The following is a 17,962-nucleotide window of genomic DNA, read 5'->3' as shown; positions in this document are numbered from 1 at the left end:
GTTAAAGCGAATTTGATATAACATCAAGAAAGCGCTTAACTTGTTTTTCCCAAGTCCAATCTAGCATAAAGTTAGCCGCAGCTAAACCGCGATTTTTTGATTCTTCGCGATTAGTATAAATTTGTTCCAAAGCCTCGACAACTTCTGCAACCTCAGACTCCCCCCAACCTTCAACACCGGAAAAAGGAGCAGTCTGTTTAACTCGTCCTTGGGTCCATAAAGGATAGCAAATGTGGCTGTAAATTAAGTCTAAATGACCCGTATTTGCTGATAAAATAGTCGGAATTCCGCAGGCCATACTTTCCATCGCGACTAAATTAGTGCCACCTTCGCAGCGGTTGGTGAAAACAGCGCAGTCGGCTTCTCGCAAAATTTGTCCCGCGAGGTGATTGGGAATTAAGCCGATGTCGATAAAAGAGTCAACTGGCAAACCATTAGCCACTAACCATTGGGAAATTCCTAAACTTCCGTCGCGGTTGATATTGGGAAGTCCGGCAACGTTTCCGGTTTGTTCGATTCCTAGCATATACTGAGGCCAGAAGTTGTGCCATGTTGTTAGTAACAAAGCCTCTGGATGTTTGGCGCGAAATCGTTTGAAAGCGGCAATTACAATATCTTGACCTTTGCGATATTCCAGTTTGCCGCCGGAGAAAATGACGAAGCGATCGCCAAATAGATTAGATTTAGGTGCAGGATGGAAAATTGTTGGGTCAATTCCTTGATGTACCATCGCCACATTAGTCAAGCCGTGGCTTCTCAAAACATCCGCATTCCAGTTGGAACCTGCGACAATCGCGCTATATTTTTTGGCTGTTTCTAGTGCTTCTGCTGTAATTCGCGTGTCTTCAAAAAATATGACTCCTATTTGACAAGCGCTGGTAATTTTATCGTCAACTCCAGAGGATTCTAAATTATTACCCAAAGCGTAAAGTACGGGAAAATTACAACTGATTTGTTTGTCGGAATTGGCTGCTACTAATTCCTGAAAACTTTTTTGCTTTTCAATTACAGGTAATAACAAGGATTTATGCAGCGGATTCATAGATTCTGAGGTGATTGATGGCGGTGCTAAAAGTGCAACTTGCCAAGCGGGATTTTGCAGCAGTTGTAGTGTTAAATTCACGCCGTAAATTCCCCAGCCGCTGGTGATGCTGAGGGGCCAAGTAATGCCGATTCCGGTAATTTGTGGGGGAGTTTCTGGGGGTTGAATTTGAGGCGGAGCATAAGAATCTGCGTTAGCAGGCTGAGCCTGGGTACGAGTAGAGATTAAGTGTTCTAAGGCTGCTTTGATGCGATCGCAAACTCCATCCCAATCACCGGCTTTTTGCTGCCTAAACAACCGCGCAGTGGGATACCAAGGACTATCTTCGCGTTCCAGCATCCAGCGCCAATCGGGAACAAAAGACAGCAAAATCCACACGGGTTTGCCCAAAGCACCGGCTAAATGTGCCACAGAAGTATCTACGCAAATTACTAAATCGAGTTGCGAAATAATTGCTGCGGTGTCGGCAAAATCAACGCAATATTCGCTTAAATCTTCAATTTGGTGTTGCTTTAATAAAGTGCGTGAAGCGCAGCTATCCTGTAGGGAATCGCCCCCTGACAAATCTTTCTGAAGACTGTAAAAACTAATTCCTGCAACATCTACAAATTTCAAAAAATCGCTCAATTTACACGATCGCCGATGATTGTTGCGGTGCAGCGGGCCGCCCGCCCACACAATACCTACTTTTAGTTTATTGTTCGGTTCTAGGGAAAATTTAAAATCCTGTGGCGCAGCTAAATAAGGAATATTCGCAGGTATATTTTCCAAAGTCGTTCCCAGAATTCGCGGCAAACTTAGCAAGGGGGCTTGCACTTGAAAATCTATCAAATCGCTCGGCCTGACTCCTACTCGATCGACTCCTGCAATTCCTTCAAATAAATGCTTCAGCAAGACATGACAAGCAACAATAACTTTGCCGCCTTTTTGCTTAACTAAAGGAGCGTAGCGGATAAACTGTATGGTATCGCCAAAACCTTGTTCGGGGTGCAATAAAATTGTTTTTCCCTGCAAATCCGAGCCGTCCCAAAGCGGTTTCTCAAAAGAGCGCGGATCTAATTGTTGAGTTTGCCAGCGCGATTCGTACTCCGCAAAACCCGGCTCATAATTTCCAGTTAAGAGCAAAGCTAATGCTAGTCTCAAGCGCCAATTTGGCGAGTTGGGACGTAGTTGAATTGCTTTATTGTAGAAGTCGATCGCCTCTGCGACTTTTCCCTGTTCTTCGAGGGCAGAACCCAAGTATAAGTTTGTTTCGCTCAGGTTGGGATTGGTTTCTAGCGCTTGTTTGTAGTGCGAAATAGCCTCGGTTATTTGCCCGTTTTCCTGTTTGAGATAACCTAAATAACTGTGGGCTTCGGCGTGGCTGGGTGAAGCGGCAATTACTTGTTCGTAACGAGCGACTGCCTCTGCTTTTTTACCTTGTTTTTCTAAGGCATTTGCTATGTGAAATTGTACCTGTGCGGGCGATAAAGAAAATCGAGGCGAGGCTTCGGTATCTTCCTTACCAGCTACAGCTTGGGAACGAGTAGAAATTAGGTGTTTTAACGCTGTTTTTATGCGATCGCAAACTCCCACCCAATCGCCCGGTGTTTGCTGCCGAAACAGTTGCGCCGTCGGATACCAAGGGCTATCTTCGCGTTGCAACATCCACCGCCAATCCGGCATAAAACACAGCAAAATCCATACCGGTTTACCCAAAGCACCGGCTAAGTGCGCGACAGCGGTATCCACGGAAATTACTAAATCTAGTTGCGATATCACCGCCGCAGTATCGGCAAAATCGTTCAAATTGTCGCTCAAATCTATCACGGGAATTTGAGTTAACAAAGTACGATTGTCAGGCGATAAGTCTTTCTGAAGGCTGTAAAAACTTACACCTGGAATATCTAACAATGTCAGGAAATAGCTTAAATCGCTCGATCGCTGAAAATCCTTCAAATGTTCCGAACTTCCCGCCCACGCAATCCCAACTTTGAAATTGCGATCAAAATTTAGGGAAAATTGCCAATTGGACGGCGCAGCTAAATAAGGAACATTTGCGGGTATATTTTCTAAATTTGTTCCCAGAATATGAGGCAAACTCATCAGCGGTGCTTGCACTTGGAAAGCCGGCAATTCATCCATGCGAACCGCCACTTGTTCGATGCCAGAAATCTGCTTAAATAAACGCTTCAGTTCTTGATAGCACGAAATGATTACTTTACCACCTTTTTGCTGCACAATTGCCGCGTATCGAACAAATTGAATGGCATCGCCCAAACCTTGTTCGGATCGGAGCAAAATAGTTTGTCCGTTCAAATCTGAACCGTCCCAAACTGGTTGGTCAAAATTTAACCGTAGTAATTTTTTCGCCTGTTCTGTTTGCCAGCGCCACTCGTATTCTGCTAAACCGCACGGCAAGTCCCCAGTCAACAGCAATACTAAGCTTAAATTGAAGTGAGCTTTTACACAATTAACATCGATTTTTATTGCTTTTTTGTAACAAGAAATTGCTCGATTTACGTCTCCTACTTGTTCAAATGCACTCCCTAAATTAGTAAGAGCTTCTAGATAATTAGGGTTCAAAGATATGGCTCGTTCCAAGCTAGAAATAGCCTGTTCTATTTTTCCCGCCCCCAAGCGTAACGTTCCCAGGTGATAGTGTCCTGTAGGATTGTTTGGTTCTACTCCAATTGCACGCTCGTAAAGCCGTTCAGCCTCGTCTAGCTGAGATTGTGTTTGCATCGACCTACCCAAATTTACCAGCGCGGGCACGTAATTGGAATTGACAGAAAGTGCTTGATGAAAACACGCGAGCGCACTCTGCAACTCGCCCTGCTGCTGGAGTACCGCGCCGAGATTGTTGAGAGCTTTGACGTAAACCGGGTTCAGGGCGATCGCCTTTTGAAAGCAAGATATAGCAGCCATTATATTGCCTTGATCTTGCAGCAAAATACCCAAGTTATTGTGGGATTGAGCGCAGTTTGGATCTATTTCGATCGCGCGCTGATAATAGGCAGCAGCTTCGGCTAAATCACCTATTTGGTGCAGCGTCACTGCCAAATTAGTCGTAGCCTCTATTGAACTCGGCTGCAAAACCAAAGCATTTTTAAAATAAGCGATGGCCTCGGCAAATCTTCCTTGCGACTTTAGAATATTTCCCTGATTAAACTGTTTTTGATATAAGTCAATATTGGTTTGAGCTTCTATTGGCGGTACAGCTTTTTGATGCTGACAAATTCTTTCTTTTAGAGCCAAAGCAGCTTCTTCTAAAACTCCTTCCCAATCTCCCGCTGTTGACTGGCGAAACAGCCGTGCCGTGGGATACCAAGGACTATCTTCGCGTTGCAACATCCACCGCCAATCCGGCACAAAACAGAGCAAAATCCACACGGGTTTGCCCAAAGCACCAGCCAAGTGTGCCACACAAGTATCTACAGAAATTACTAAATCCAGAGCACAGATAGCCGCCGCAGTATCCGCCAAGTCGTGCAAATAACAGCTTAAATCTGTTACGGCCATTTGCTCTAACAAAGCGCGCTCGTTTGCTGTCATTTCCTGTTGCAAACTGTAAAAATCGGCTCCAGGAATATCTAACAGTTTTGTCAACAAATTTAGGGGTAAGGATCGCACCTTATTTTGGGAATTTTTAGGATTTCCCGACCACACAACCCCTACTTTCAAATTAGTAGTTGGATTGAGAGTAAATTCCCAACCGGCCGGCGGAGCTAAATAAGGAACCTTCGTCGGTATAGTTTCTAAAGTTGTTCCCAGAAGGTGAGGCAAACTCATTAGCTGCGCCCGCACTTGAAAATCCGGCGCATCCTCTGGATTCACTATTAACGCATCGATTCCAGAAACTTGTGCAAACAAGCGCTGCAATTCCGGCAAACACCAAACAATTACCCTACCGTCTTTTTGTTTGACTAAATCTGCGTAGCGGATAAACTGAATTGCATCGCCTAACCCCTGTTCCGGGCAAAGCAAAATAGTTTTTCCCTCCAAATTTTTACCATCCCAAAGTGGCTGAATAAAGTTGTGCCGCCGGAACTGTTTTTCTTTAACTAGGAGTCGCCATTCGTACTCGGAAAAACCGCGCTGAAAGTCTCCCGACAACAGCAAAGCTAAACCTAAATTTAGGTGAGCTTCGGGGTTAGCGACATTGAATTTTACTGCTTGGCTGTAGCAGGTGACAGCATCTGCAAGTTGACCGCGATCGTGCAAAGCACTTGCCAAACTGGTGAGGGGATTGATATAACCGGGTTTGAGTTCGATCGCCCGACGGTAACAATCGATCGCCCCTGCCATATTTCCCGCTTCCTCAAAAGCTTTGCCGAGATTGTTCCAAGCTTGTGGAAAGTCGGGTTTCAAGCTCAAAGCTTGCTGATAGCAGGCGATCGCATCTTCAATTTTGCCTTGTTTGTGCAGGACAATTCCCAGATTGCAGTGAGCCTGTGCACTGGTTGGCAATGCCTGAATCGCTTGCTGGCAAACAGCTAAATCCTCATCCAACTTATCTGGGCTCGACAGCGAACTCGCGAAAGCGAGATCGGTTTCTGCCAAATTTGGCTGCAGCGCCAAAGCTCGATCGTGGTAGGCGATCGCATCTGGAATTTTGCCTTGTCGGATCGAGGCGTATGCTAAACGGTTCAAGGCGTCCACATAATTTGGCTCGATCGCGATCGCCCGTTCGTAATTCGCGATCGCCTGTTCGTAATTCGCGCCCGCTTCCTCCCCTTGCGCCTCCAAAGCAATCCCCAAATTCAAATAAGCCACCGCGCAATTAGGATTGACTTGAATCGCTTGCTCGTAGCAGCTTATAGCCTCCGCCACATCTCCTTGCTCTTCCCGCAACAGGCCCAAATTAATCAGCGCTTCCGCGCAATTCGGGTTCAAAGAAAGCGCCCGCTCATATTGTGCGATCGCCTCTTTAGTCTCTCCTGCTTCCGCAAGCGCGCTGCCCAAATTGCTCGCAGTTTCCGCCAAATTCCGGTCAATTGCTAGGGCTTGTCGGTAGTGCGCGATCGCCTCTGTTAGCCTGCCCGTTTGCTGTTTGACAACGCCTAAATTGCTGTGCGCCGCTGCGTAATTAGGATCGATCGCGATCGCTCGCTCATAACAAGCGATCGCACCGCTAAAATCGGCTTGCTGCTGCAAATCCAGGCCCAACCGAAACTCTGCATCCGCTGAATCCGACGGCACAAATGCAGCAGCAACCGCGCCTAGAGCTTGCGCCACCCGATCGAAAACGTCCTCCCAGTCGCCCCGCTGATGCTGGCGAAACAGCCTTGCGCTTGGATACCAAGGACTATCTTCACGCTCCAAAAGCCACCGCCAATCCGGCGAAAACGCCAGCAAAATCCACACTGGCTTGCCCAAAGCGCCCGCCAAATGGGCGACAGCGGTATCGACACTAATAACTAAATCCAGTTTGGCGATCGCAGCCGCAGTATCGGCCAAATCGCCAAAATGCGGGCTCAAATCTACGATCGGCGTTTGATTCAACAGCGCGCGATCTGCCTCGGAAACATCTTTCTGCAAGCTGTAAAAACTTACCCCCGAAACCTCAAAAAGCGGCAGAAACTGGCTTAAACTGCACGAACGCTGCTTGTTTTTGCGGTGTTTTGGATTCCCCGCCCAGACAATGCCAACTTTCAAAGTGCGATCGGGCAGAAGCGTAAATTCAGCACCCGCAGGCGGAGATAAATAAGCAGTATTTGCTGGTATTGTTTCCAGCTTTGTACCGATAATATAGGGCAAACTCAACATCGGCGCTTGCACGTCAAATTCCGGCAGTGGCTCGCCTTTAACTATTAGCAAATCAATGCCGTCAACCGTTGCAAACAAACGGTGCAATTGCGGGTAACAGCCAACAATTACCCTACCGCCTTTATTTTTGACGATCGCAGCGTAGCGGATAAACTGAAGCGAATCGCCTAAACCTTGTTCGGCGTGCAGCAAAATAGTCTTTCCCACCAAATCAGAACCGTCCCACAGCCGCCGGTATTCTCTCGCCGAAACAGTATTTTCTGGTCCCGCCAAAAAACAGGAATGACCAGTGTGAAATTCTTTAATTTGCCAGCGCCACTCGTATTCGGCTAGACCATTTTCCAAATCTCCCACCAACAGCAAAGCCAAGGACAAATTTAGGTGAGCGCTAGCGTGATTTGGACTTAAATGAATTGCTCGTCTGTAGCAGGATATCGCATCTTCTACCGCGCCTTTTTCCAGAAACGTCCGGCCTAAATTGTTAATAGCTTCCACAAAATCCGGCAGCAATTCTAGAGCTTTGTGATAATACTCCAGCGCCTCTTCTAAATTGCCCTGTTCTTGCAACACTGTTGCGAGATTGTTGTAAGCTTCCCAGCTATGCGGATTAATTTCCAGCGCTCGCCGGTACAGATCGATCGCCCTTACAAGTTCGCCTTTTTCTTGCAGGGCCACCGCTAAATTAATCAGGGCGGGTACGAAATCCGGTTGAGCTACAAGAGCTTGCTCGTAATGTGCGATCGCCTCTTCCGCTTGACCTTGTTCCTCAAAAATCTTTGCCAAGTTGTACGCTGTTTGAGGAATATTTGGATCGATGGCTAAAGCTTCTCGGTAATGCGGGATAGCGGCCTCCAATTCGCCCTTTTCTTGTTTGAGAAAACCAAAATTAATCCGCGCTTGAACGCAATTTGGATCGAGAGATATAATCTGTTCGTAAAGGGCGATCGCCTCTTCCCGATCACCTGTTTCCATTAACTGTTCTGCTTGTCGCAATAAATCCTCTAAAACAACAGGGTTATCCCCACCCGTCGCGCTCGCCCCCGATGTCTCACTCCCCAACAAGGGCTGGACTGCGGAGTCCTTACCTAACGCTTCGCTCGCAGCAACAATTTTTTGTTTGCTCTCATCTAGCAAGCTTGCACCTGTCTTTTTGAGAGCCACAGAATCGAGGTCGGGCGCATTATTAGCAGTCATGGCGAGTGAAACGAAGTCAAGCGAATTTTTGGCAGAATCTTCTGAATAACTAGCAGTATTGGCGATCGCAAAAGAGTTCAAAGCCGCCTGTACTTCGTCAAACAATTCTTGCCAACTTTCCGGCTGACTTTGGCGGAAAAGCCTCGCAGTTGGATACCAAGGATTGTCTTCACGATCCAGCAGCCAACGCCAGTCAGGAGCAAAAGAAAGCAGCACCCAAACCGGTTTTCCTAAAGCGCCGGCTAAGTGCGCCACAGCCGTATCGACACTAATGACTAAATCCAGTTGAGATATAGCCGAAGCGGTATCAGCAAAGTCGTTCAAATGCGGAGTTAAATCCGGCACTAAGTGTTGGTTCAACAAAGTGCGATCGCTCTCGGACAAGTTTTTTTGTAAACTATAAAAAGCGATTCCCGAAACATCCAAAAATCGAATAAACTCGCTCAACTTGCAAGAACGCTGATTGTCTTTCCGGCGCTGCGGACTCCCCGCCCAAACAATCCCTACCTTCAATTGGGCATCAGAATAAAGCGCAAATTTGCACTCAGTAGGCGGATATAAATAAGGAACATTTGCCGGTACTGTTTCCAGACTTGTCCCCACAATTCGCGGCAAACTCATCAGAGGTGCGTGAACGTCAAATTCTGGCAAACCCTCTAAACTAACTGATAAATATTCAATACCTGGAACTGTCGCAAACAACCGCATCAGTTCTGGATAGCAAGCCACCATAACTTTAGCGCCTCGGCTCCGAAGAATTGGGGCGTAGCGAATAAACTGAATAGAATCACCAAAGCCTTGCTCGACGTGGAGTAAAATAGTTTTCCCCTGCAAATCCGAACCATCCCAAACCGGCTGTTTAAATTGCCTCGGTTGTAGTTGCGGAGTGCGCCACCGCCACTCGTATTCAGCAAAACCGCGCTGAAAATCTCCGAATAATAGCAAAGTTAAACCTAATTCGAGGTGTGCGATGGCATTGTCGGGCTGCAATTCCAAGGCTCGACTGTGACAAGAAAAAGCTTCTTGAAAGTCTCCTAAATCGACCAAAGCGTGTCCGAGATTGTTAATAGCCTCCACGAAGTCTGGCTTTAAGTTTAATGCTTGTCGGTAGTGGGATATTGCTGCTTTTGCATTGCCTTGTTCGTGGAAAAATGCTCCTACATTGTTGTGAGCTTCTGGATTGTTTGGATCTAGTTTTACAGCTTGCTGGTAGCAGTTTAAAGCTTCTACTAATTTACCTTGCTGCTGCAAAATAGTTCCCAATTCCATCAGGGAATATATCAAATTGGGATTTATTTTTAAAGCGTGGAGGTAATAAGCTATCGCCTCGTTAAAGTGATTTTTCTCTTTAAATAAATGTCCTAAATTGTGCGCTGTTTCGTGCAGGTTTGGATCTAGTCGCAGTGCTGTTTGGTAAGCTAAAATAGCCGCGTCTATTTCACCTAATTGCTGTTTAATCCAGCCCAAATTATTGTAGGCGAGTGCGGAATTTGGCTGGATTTTGATTACTTGTTCGTAACTGGCGATCGCTCTTTGATACTCGCGCACATCCAGTAAAAGATTAGCCTTATTTAAATGTGCTTCTACAAAATCGGGGTTTTGGGCGATCGCCTGTTCGTAAAAGTCGATCGCCTCTGCAATCTTTCCCTGCTGTCTCGCCACTATTCCCAACAAACACAGCACATTTGCTGATTGCGGCTGCGCTTCTAATATCTGCCGATACAACTTCTCAGCTTCTAACAAACGTCCCGCTTGGTGGTGTTCCCAAGCTATTTTTAAAGATTCTTCTGCACCCAATTTGCAGGCAGATTTTGGCGATTTTTTTTTAGAAGCCATAGTTATCTTTGTTGTTTGGGAGTTCGCTAACTTGTAATTGCCAACTTGTTCTAACTTGTTAACTCTTCCTTCCTTCTTCCCCCTTTCTCCTTCCTTCTTCCTTCTTCCTTCTTCCTTCTTCCCCTTCTACCCCAACAAACAAGCGGCGGGAAAAATCAGATATTCTAAGAAAAACAACTTCCAGATAAACTGATAAAATGCCGCAATTTCTATTTTATCGTCCAAATCAACTTTCGCACTCCAAAACCACATCAAACCCAAAGCCACCAAATGAGAAACTGCCAGAAACACTAAATTAACATTAGACAATACCATCGCTCCCGCCAAAGTCGCGCCCAAATAACAAACCGTCAACACCCAGCGAGATAAATTAAAGACGGCCGGCTTGCCCAGCTCAATCGTAAACGTAGTAATATTATATTCCTTGTCCCCTTCCATGTCGGGGATATCTTTAAAAATGGCGATCGCAAACGTAAACACCACAACAAAAACCGTGAGCACCCAAACTTCCGCAGGAATCCGAAAAGACACACTCTCCAAACTCCAGCCCGAAAAAGCGCTTTTCGCCCTTCCCAAACCCAACACCCAATTAAAGTGTAAAAATAACCCTAAATTTACGATAGCGCCCCGCACCGTAAAAATGCACAGCGCCGCCCAAAAAGGAAACCGCTTCAGCCGAATTGGGGGCAGAGAATAAGCAGTCCCGATCGCTAAACTAACGCCAACGGTAGCCAGCAAAAACGGGCCTTGCAAAACAGCAGTCAAAATTGCTATAATTCCAGTTGCAATTACAATTAATTCCCCGATTTTCCGAGAAAATGCTCCAGAGGCGATCGGCAAATACGGCTTATTTATTTTATCAATTTCAACATCTTCTAACTGGTTCAATCCCACAATATAAATATTGCCGCAAACGCAAGCCAACCAGGCAAAAGCTAGGGGCCCAAATACAGGATTCACAAACAGCCTCGTGCTTTGGGCGATCGCGTACAACGCCAACACGCTCAAGCTAGTACCCACAATTGTGTGCGGCCGAGAAAACTCCCAAAATGCCCTCATCCAGCTTTGCGGAGCCGAGCCATTTTTATCAATCCAAGACTTGCCAATCGAATCATTGCCCATAAATCTCACACCCACGCCAAACAAATAATATTCTGTAGGGTGCGTAATACGCACCTTACTCATCAACTCAAGACTCAAAACTTCTCTGATATATGCCTGTTATTTTACAGCACAAATCAGCCCAAAACGAATCAACCCGCTCTGATATCCACGGCTCATCAATCCGAGAGCAAGTGCTGCTTGAATAGTCGTCCAACCGCTCGTTAGCAAACCCCAAATCGCGCTCGGAGTCAAAGCAGAATCGATCACCACATCCCAAAAAGGAGCAACAGCTTTTGACCAATCAGCGGTGCGAATATTTGTCAAAGGCAAACTGCGGACAATTTCCTCATATTCCGGCAAAGAAATTACATAAGGCAAAGCATAAACCCGGTAAATTTCTGCCAATTGCTTTCTCTCTTCATCAGTTAATTCACCCGCCGTTTCTCCCAGCGGGCGGTGACACCAAGTTGCCAAAATCAAAGTTCCTCCCGGTTTGAGTACGCGACAGCATTCCTGCAAAAACTTAATTTTGTCTGGCATATGTTCGCCGCTTTCGAGCGACCAAACCAAGTCGAATGACTCGTCAGGAAAAGGCATATTCAAAGCATCGGCCACCAAAAAATTCACATTGCTTTGAGCATCGGCAATTTTAGCGCGTTCGGTCGCTCTGTTGGCCTGTACCGGACTCAGAGTAATCCCGGTAGCTGTAACGCTAGCGCCCGTTTTGTTGAGTTCGGGCGATCGGCTAAAATCTCGATCGACCTTGCCATCCAACTTTAAATTATTTTGAGCGATCGAACTAAACTTTTCGGTCAAATACAGCGTGCTGCCCCCGATCCCGCAACCGACATCGAGAATGCGGTAAGATTCACCCAGTGCCTTCTCTGACGGTACTCCAGCCCAAGCCAGCAGTTCTTCTATCAAATCTATCTGAGCCTGTCGGCGCTCTTTTTTCAAATTGCCATCCGGGCCGTAGTAACCGTGGTGCATATGTTCGCCCCACACCTGCTCCCACAAACCGCTAGAAGCGTCGTAAAGTTGCTGAATTTGCTGGTAAAGTGTTGATGTCATCGCCGGATCGCAAGTTATTAAAGGAATTCTACCGTTATTTTCCCGCTGTTGTCATAGAATTTGGCGATTGAGTTCGATCGGTCTCCGGCATTCGCCAAACAGAGATGTCCTGATTTCAAGCCCGAGGATCGATCTTGTGGGTTCCTTCTCAAACCTCAAATCCAAAATCGATTTGTGGGTTCCCTCTCAAACCTAAAATCTAAAATCGATTTGTGGGTTCCCTGTCAAATCTAAAATCTAAAATCTAAAATCTAAAATCGAATGACTGTCTCGCGAACCATTGCTTTGGGCTTTCTCGCTGTCATCCTCACAGGTGCTTTATTACTGATGATGCCCTTTTCCACAATTGATGGAACTTGGAGCGATCCAATAACAGCACTGTTTACATCTACTTCCGCTGTCTGCGTCACGGGCTTGTCGGTTGTGGATGTCGGAAAATATTACTCTTTTTGGGGGCAACTGTGCCTAGTTTTACTGGTGCAAATAGGAGGCTTGGGCTACATGACAGCCACGACTTTCTTGCTGCTATTATTGGGTCGCCGCTTTGGATTGAAAGACAAAGTTGCCCTGCAACAATCTCTCGACAAATCCGGGCTAGCCGGCGTAGTACAACTCGTGCAGTCAATTCTAGCAACAACGCTTTTGTTTGAATTAACAGGAGTGTTTTTGCTGATGACGGTTTTCGTCCCCCAATACGGATTTAAAGAGGGCGTGTGGTCTGCTATATTTCACAGCGTTAATTCGTTTAACAATGCCGGTTTTAGCATCTATTCAGATAATTTGATCGGCTACATCACTTCGCCTATGGTTAACTTCACAGTCGGGGGTTTAATCATATTTGGGGGAATCGGCTATCAAGTAATTATGGAAATGTACCTGTGGCTGCGCGATCGCTTCAACAAAAGCCCAATCTGCACAGTTTTTTCCCTAAACTTCAAAGTTGTTACTACTACAACGGCTGTCCTTTTAATTTTAGGAACGCTAGCCTTTTTGGTGTTGGAATACGACAACCCAGACACTTTCGGTGCTCTAAATTTCCCTCAAAAGGTGATGGCAGCTTGGTTTCAAGCTGTTACTCCCCGCACGGCGGGCTTCAATACAATTAGCATTGGCCAAATGAGCGAAGCCTCGCTATTTCTGACTATAGCGCTGATGTTTATCGGCGCCAGTCCTGGCAGCACCGGCGGCGGAATCAAAACCACAACTTTTAGGCTATTGTTTTGCTGTACCACAGCAGTTATCGAAGGCCAGGAAGATGTGGAGTGCTATCAGCGTCAAATCCCGCCACCAATGATTCTGAAAACGATTAGCGTAGTCTTCGGTTCCCTGTTGGTCGCGTTCACATCTGCTATTTTAATCGAGCTGACCAATCCCCAAGTAGAATTTATCGCAGCGCTGTATGAAGCAGTTTCAGCTTTTGCCACGGTCGGTCTTTCCACTGGGATTACACCCACGCTTTCAGCGATCGGTAAGTTGATTTTGATTGCTACAATGTATATAGGTCGGGTTGGCGTGTTGCTGCTGATAAGTGCTGCATTTGGCGACCCCAAACCCAGGTCTTTTAAGTATGCTGAGGAAAGTTTGTTAGTGGGATAAAAAAATCCTGCCTACTTGCTGATAATCTAAACAATGGGTGACAACCCAAATCAACTTTTACTACTTACCCAAAAATCAAAAGGAGGCGGCGCTGTCTCTGCTAAAATTTAAACAGCAAGAGGCTCAGCGCTGGATATTGAGTGAACCTGTCATCTTTGAATTTTTTTCGCACTTTGCGCGCCGACAACAAGCAGTTTGCAGTTATTGGTTTGGGACGCTTCGGCAAAGCTGTGTGTTCGACTCTGCACGGCTTGGGTTACGAAGTCTTGGGAGTTGACACCGATGAAAAAAAAGTAACTCAAGCTTTGACCGATCGTATTGCTGCTCACGTTGTGCAGTTAGATTCTACTGAGCCTAGCGCTCTTGGGGAAGCCGGTATATTTGAATTTGAAACAGTGATTGTTGCGATCGGCAATTACCTAGCAGAAAGCATTACCACCACCCTAAATCTTAAGGAAGGCGGGGTAAGTCACGTAATAGCCAAAGCTTCTTCGGAAACTCACTTAAAACTGTTGAAAAAAGTGGGTGCAGATCATGTAGTTTTTCCAGAACGAGAAATGGGCTGCTCTTTGGCCCGGATTCTTACACAGCCCAGCATTTTAGAACGGTTTGACCTCGACCCAGATCACAGCATCGTTGAGGTGCTCGTTCCTGAAAAGTTTGACGGTAAAACCATCTCGGAATTGGAGCTCCGGCGCAAGTATGGTTTGAACTTGCTAGCAGTCGGTCGCGCCGACAAGTTCGAGATCAATCCGCAACCAAGTGAACGCTTGAAAAAAGGCGACGCGATGGTAGTAGTTGGTTCTAATAAAGATATCAGTCGCTTGCCAATTTAACAGTTCGCTATTTTACGCACGTACAGCAAAACTCGTAGACTCAGAAACCCGGTTTCTTGGGTTCCGAGTGTCTAAGTCCTAAGCAATTATTGCGGGATGTGTGAAAATTTCATAACCTTACCAACCCGGTTTATCTTAGATAAACCGGGTTTCTCTGTCAATCTTTATGCTCTAATTTTTAACTGAAATATATAAATTGAATTTCACCAGTTCTGGGGTTGATTCCGTCTTTGCGACCTCCTCCGAGAACCTAGCCAGACAAATCGCGAAAAATTTTATTTAACTATTTAACAAAGTAGCAGCACTCGATCGCGCCCCCGCAAATCATAGGAGCGCTAGCCCTGAAAATTCAGCCGACTTTCAAAATTTTTTGCAAATAAGCTTTGCCGAAAACCACCACGGCCAAAACTAGAGCGAGTTCAACAGGCCAAGGACACACCGCCAGCAACCAAATTAGCGAACACACTCCAATAATTGCAGCTATGGGAGCCGGAATTCCGTCTAGCGTTCTGTTGTCAGTCCCGGCAGTCACCCACCAAGCAATCAAGCATACCGTCAACGGAATCAAGCAACTTGCGATCATGATTTTTACCCCATCAATTTTTTTTACATATGGCATCTGAGCATATTGTAACAATACATCAAAGATTCGGAAATGCACCATTAATTACGATAAAATTTAGGATTAGGTAATTCATACGCTGGGGTGATAAATTTTTAAAATTTTTAGCTTCTCCTCTCTCCGAAGGCAGAATTAGGCGGGCATCTAGCATGATAGGGGGATTTTATTTCGGCAGAAGTGATGAAAGCTTTCTACCTGGAGACGAATAGCGATGCGCCCATCTCTGCAAGTTATACTCAGGATTGCAGGCAGTTACTGTAGAGCGTGAATCAATGCTGGGCAAATTTTTTCGCAAGCCAGAATCAGAAAACCTCGATCGCGTCCCCCCAGGTCAATACCTCGCCAACGGCTTTCCTGTGCTGACCTACGGCGATACACCCTCCGTCAGTATTGAGAGTTGGGAATTTAAAGTCTGGGGATTAGCAAAACCAAAAACCTTCACTTGGTCGGACTTCCAGGCCATGCCCCAAAGTAACTTTACGGCGGATTTTCACTGCGTCACCCGGTGGTCAAAACTCGATGTGCAGTGGACGGGAGTCAAAGTCACAGATTTTATGAACTATATAGAAGTCGATCCAAAAGCTCTGCACGTCATGGAACACTGCTACGGCGGCTATACTACCAACATTGCGATCGCCGACTTCCTCCGAGAAGAAAACTTTTTCGCCCACACCGTCTTCGGCGAACCTCTGTCAGCAGACCACGGCGGCCCAATGCGGCTCGTAGTTCCCCACTTGTACGCTTGGAAAAGCGCTAAATGGATTAACGGCTTGGAATTTACAGAAACCGAAGAACTCGGTTTTTGGGAACGCAACGGCTACCACCAGCGGGGGGAACCTTGGGCAGAGGAACGCTACAGCGGTCTTTTTTGATTTGGGCGATCGGGAGCAAAGACGGGGCGAGAGCTTCTCTATACAATCTTTGTTGAGGGGCAATCCGATCTTTTACTGCTTCAGTCTGCGGAAATTCCATCCCCTCCGCATCTTTGGGATATCTCACGCCACCGCATCTACTTAATTCAACCAAAACACGTAAATCCAAAGATCGCAGTTTGTACGTACTTTACCCGATAGATAAACTACTTTAACTCCCCTACAAAAGTCCCAAAAAACAAATATTCCCAGTTTCTGGTTAATATAAAACTTCTCTAACTGTCAGTACGCACAAATATTACCGTATTTATACTTAAGTGTTTGCTGTTCAGGATTTAGACTTGAGAATTAAATAAAAAATTAGCATAGGTCAGCTCCAAATCAGTTGCGCTACTCCGCGCTCCCAGACCAGTGACTGCAAGGTTTCCATCCACACTCTTTATAATTATTTAGTGGCTATTTGTAGGGAGCGATCGCCTGCTGATAGATGCGAGCGACAGCATTTGTGAAGGTTATGTAAAGGCTTGATAAAGAATATGTCAAACTTTACTTAAAGTGAACCAAATACAAAGAAAGTATCGCATAATGAAAATATTAAGACCCTCGCACAAAAGGAACAGGTTATGAATACCAAACTCTTATCCGCCCTAACAGCTACCGCAGCCGCCACAGCTCTGTTTGGCGCCGGAGCTCCAGCTCAAGCCTTCTCCTTTGGCACCAACGGCATCACATTCACCCAAGATACAAGCGTCAAGTTTAACTTCAAAGAATCTCACGGAATGTACCAATCCTCTTTGGGAGTCTACAGTGTGAAGGACTCGGCGGTCTCTCTAGTTAGCACGCTGTTTTCGGAAACTAAATCCTCAGACAACTACTGGGACAACGAATGGAAAGGAACTCTGGGCAATACAGTCTTGGGTTCTGGCTCGGTAGTATTCACATTCCTGGCAAATCAAGTTTACACTTTGGGGCTCGACAGTGACTGGGGTGGCAGTGTCTACTCAACCTCAGCCTTGAACAGTGGCAGCCAGCAAGCGGTGTTTGGGGCGCAATCGCAACTGTGGGACGCACTTGGCAAAGAAACCACGAACGTCTTCCAAGCTGCTGGACAATTTACCAACGGCACAGGTTCTCTGTTTAATGGAGGCACGCTAATCTCCTTCGACGATCGTGGTAACAACAACGACGCAGACTTCCAAGACTTCGCAGTGAGCGCAGAAGCAGTTCCAGAACCGATGACAATGACTGGTTTGGCTCTCGGTTTGGGTGGCTTGGTTGCAGCACGCCGTCGCCGCGCTAGCAAGACGACTTCATGATTTGTTTCAACCGGAACAATCTCATCAATTACGTTTGACAACAAAATAAAGTTCTATTTGGAGGCGTGCTAATGAGAAATAGGCTCGCCTTTTGCTTGATTTGAAAAGTCAGAAGGGAGAAGTCAGAGGGACGTTCGGCCACGCAGCAGTGTACGGGATTTAATGGATTTAACGGATGGAGGGGGATGGCACAAGTCAAAAGTGAAGAAGTCCGACAGGAGAAACAGGATTTTTCCCACTCTCTGACTATCCCACTCTCGCTTTCTCCCACAGTCTCCCTCTCCCAACTCAAAATTCCAAACTCACTCACGGTAAAGGGTTCGATCGTACAAAGTCACCGCTACGGGTTGAATAATTTTAAGGTTCCCACAGACGCACGCTACTTTAATCGCCTCCACTACCACAGTTTTTGTCCGTTGCACCTGTGCTTGTTCCTGCAGCTTCCAATAGGGGAAAATAAGATGCAAATAATCTTGGTTAATGCCTAAACTCTCAACTTCTGGAGTTGTTTGGGACAAAACGCCTTCGACTTCGGAAATAGCTTTAACCAAGGTTTCAATTGTTCAGGAAGGCCGAGCTTGTAGGCTAAAATTAAACGCAGGTTGGTGGGCTGGTGTGTAATGGTTGTTAGTACCGGCACTGAATTGGTATAGTCATTTCAAATAAAAAAGAGACACTATTGAGCGCAGTAGGCACAGATGAGTTCATCTAAAGATGTGCCAGGA

At 46.2% G+C, this 17,962-nt stretch carries 9 protein-coding genes; 4 read left to right on the top strand and 5 right to left on the bottom strand.

The window, feature by feature from the left end:
* Nucleotide 1: 1 nt before the first annotated feature.
* The 3 genes from QUA53_RS19445 to QUA53_RS19435 all read right to left on the bottom strand — a co-directional run bounded on the left by QUA53_RS19445 (nucleotide 2) and on the right by QUA53_RS19435 (nucleotide 11,995).
* Complete coding sequence (locus QUA53_RS19445; RefSeq protein ID WP_333099240.1) at nucleotides 2-9,820, bottom strand: tetratricopeptide repeat protein; 9,819 nt, start codon at nucleotides 9,818-9,820, stop codon at nucleotides 2-4.
* A gap of 126 nt (nucleotides 9,821-9,946) precedes the next feature.
* Nucleotides 9,947-11,005: a homogentisate phytyltransferase gene (locus tag QUA53_RS19440; RefSeq protein WP_333099241.1), complete on the bottom strand. Its 1,059-nt coding sequence runs from the start codon at nucleotides 11,003-11,005 to the stop codon at nucleotides 9,947-9,949.
* 36 nt (nucleotides 11,006-11,041) lie between these two features.
* Nucleotides 11,042-11,995: a methyltransferase domain-containing protein gene (locus QUA53_RS19435; RefSeq protein WP_333099242.1), complete on the bottom strand. Its 954-nt coding sequence runs from the start codon at nucleotides 11,993-11,995 to the stop codon at nucleotides 11,042-11,044.
* A gap of 261 nt (nucleotides 11,996-12,256) precedes the next feature.
* Between QUA53_RS19435 and QUA53_RS19430 the strand changes: the two genes are divergently transcribed.
* Both QUA53_RS19430 and QUA53_RS19425 read left to right on the top strand, forming a co-directional pair.
* A complete protein-coding gene (locus tag QUA53_RS19430) occupies nucleotides 12,257-13,591 on the top strand; it encodes a TrkH family potassium uptake protein (protein WP_333099243.1) in 1,335 nt (444 codons plus the stop codon).
* A 140-nt stretch (nucleotides 13,592-13,731) separates the two neighbouring features.
* Complete coding sequence (locus QUA53_RS19425) at nucleotides 13,732-14,427, top strand: TrkA family potassium uptake protein (RefSeq protein ID WP_333099245.1); 696 nt, start codon at nucleotides 13,732-13,734, stop codon at nucleotides 14,425-14,427.
* 349 nt (nucleotides 14,428-14,776) lie between these two features.
* Here the strand turns inward: QUA53_RS19425 and QUA53_RS19420 are convergent, their stop codons facing one another.
* Entirely contained in the window at nucleotides 14,777-15,046 is a 270-nt protein-coding gene (locus QUA53_RS19420; protein ID WP_333150818.1) for a hypothetical protein, read from the bottom strand.
* Between the two features lie 275 nt (nucleotides 15,047-15,321).
* On the opposite strand from QUA53_RS19420, the gene QUA53_RS19415 reads away from it, so the two are divergent.
* Complete coding sequence (locus tag QUA53_RS19415) at nucleotides 15,322-15,921, top strand: sulfite oxidase-like oxidoreductase (RefSeq protein WP_333068079.1); 600 nt, start codon at nucleotides 15,322-15,324, stop codon at nucleotides 15,919-15,921.
* A gap of 623 nt (nucleotides 15,922-16,544) precedes the next feature.
* Nucleotides 16,545-17,237 (top strand): PEP-CTERM sorting domain-containing protein, encoded by a 693-nt coding sequence (locus QUA53_RS19410; protein WP_333099247.1) that lies wholly within the window; start codon nucleotides 16,545-16,547, stop codon nucleotides 17,235-17,237.
* Nucleotides 17,238-17,539: 302 nt separating this feature from the next.
* Here the strand turns inward: QUA53_RS19410 and QUA53_RS19405 are convergent, their stop codons facing one another.
* The gene (locus tag QUA53_RS19405; protein ID WP_333099248.1) at nucleotides 17,540-17,788 is read right to left on the bottom strand and encodes a hypothetical protein; all 249 of its coding nucleotides are present in this window, start codon (nucleotides 17,786-17,788) and stop codon (nucleotides 17,540-17,542) included.
* Nucleotides 17,789-17,962: the final 174 nt, after the last annotated feature.

This window comes from Microcoleus sp. Pol12B3 (assembly GCF_036701355.1).
Lineage (GTDB): Bacteria > Cyanobacteriota > Cyanobacteriia > Cyanobacteriales > Microcoleaceae > Microcoleus.
The sequence above is the reverse complement of the archived record's forward strand: the minus strand, read 5'-3'. Positions and strand labels throughout refer to the sequence as shown.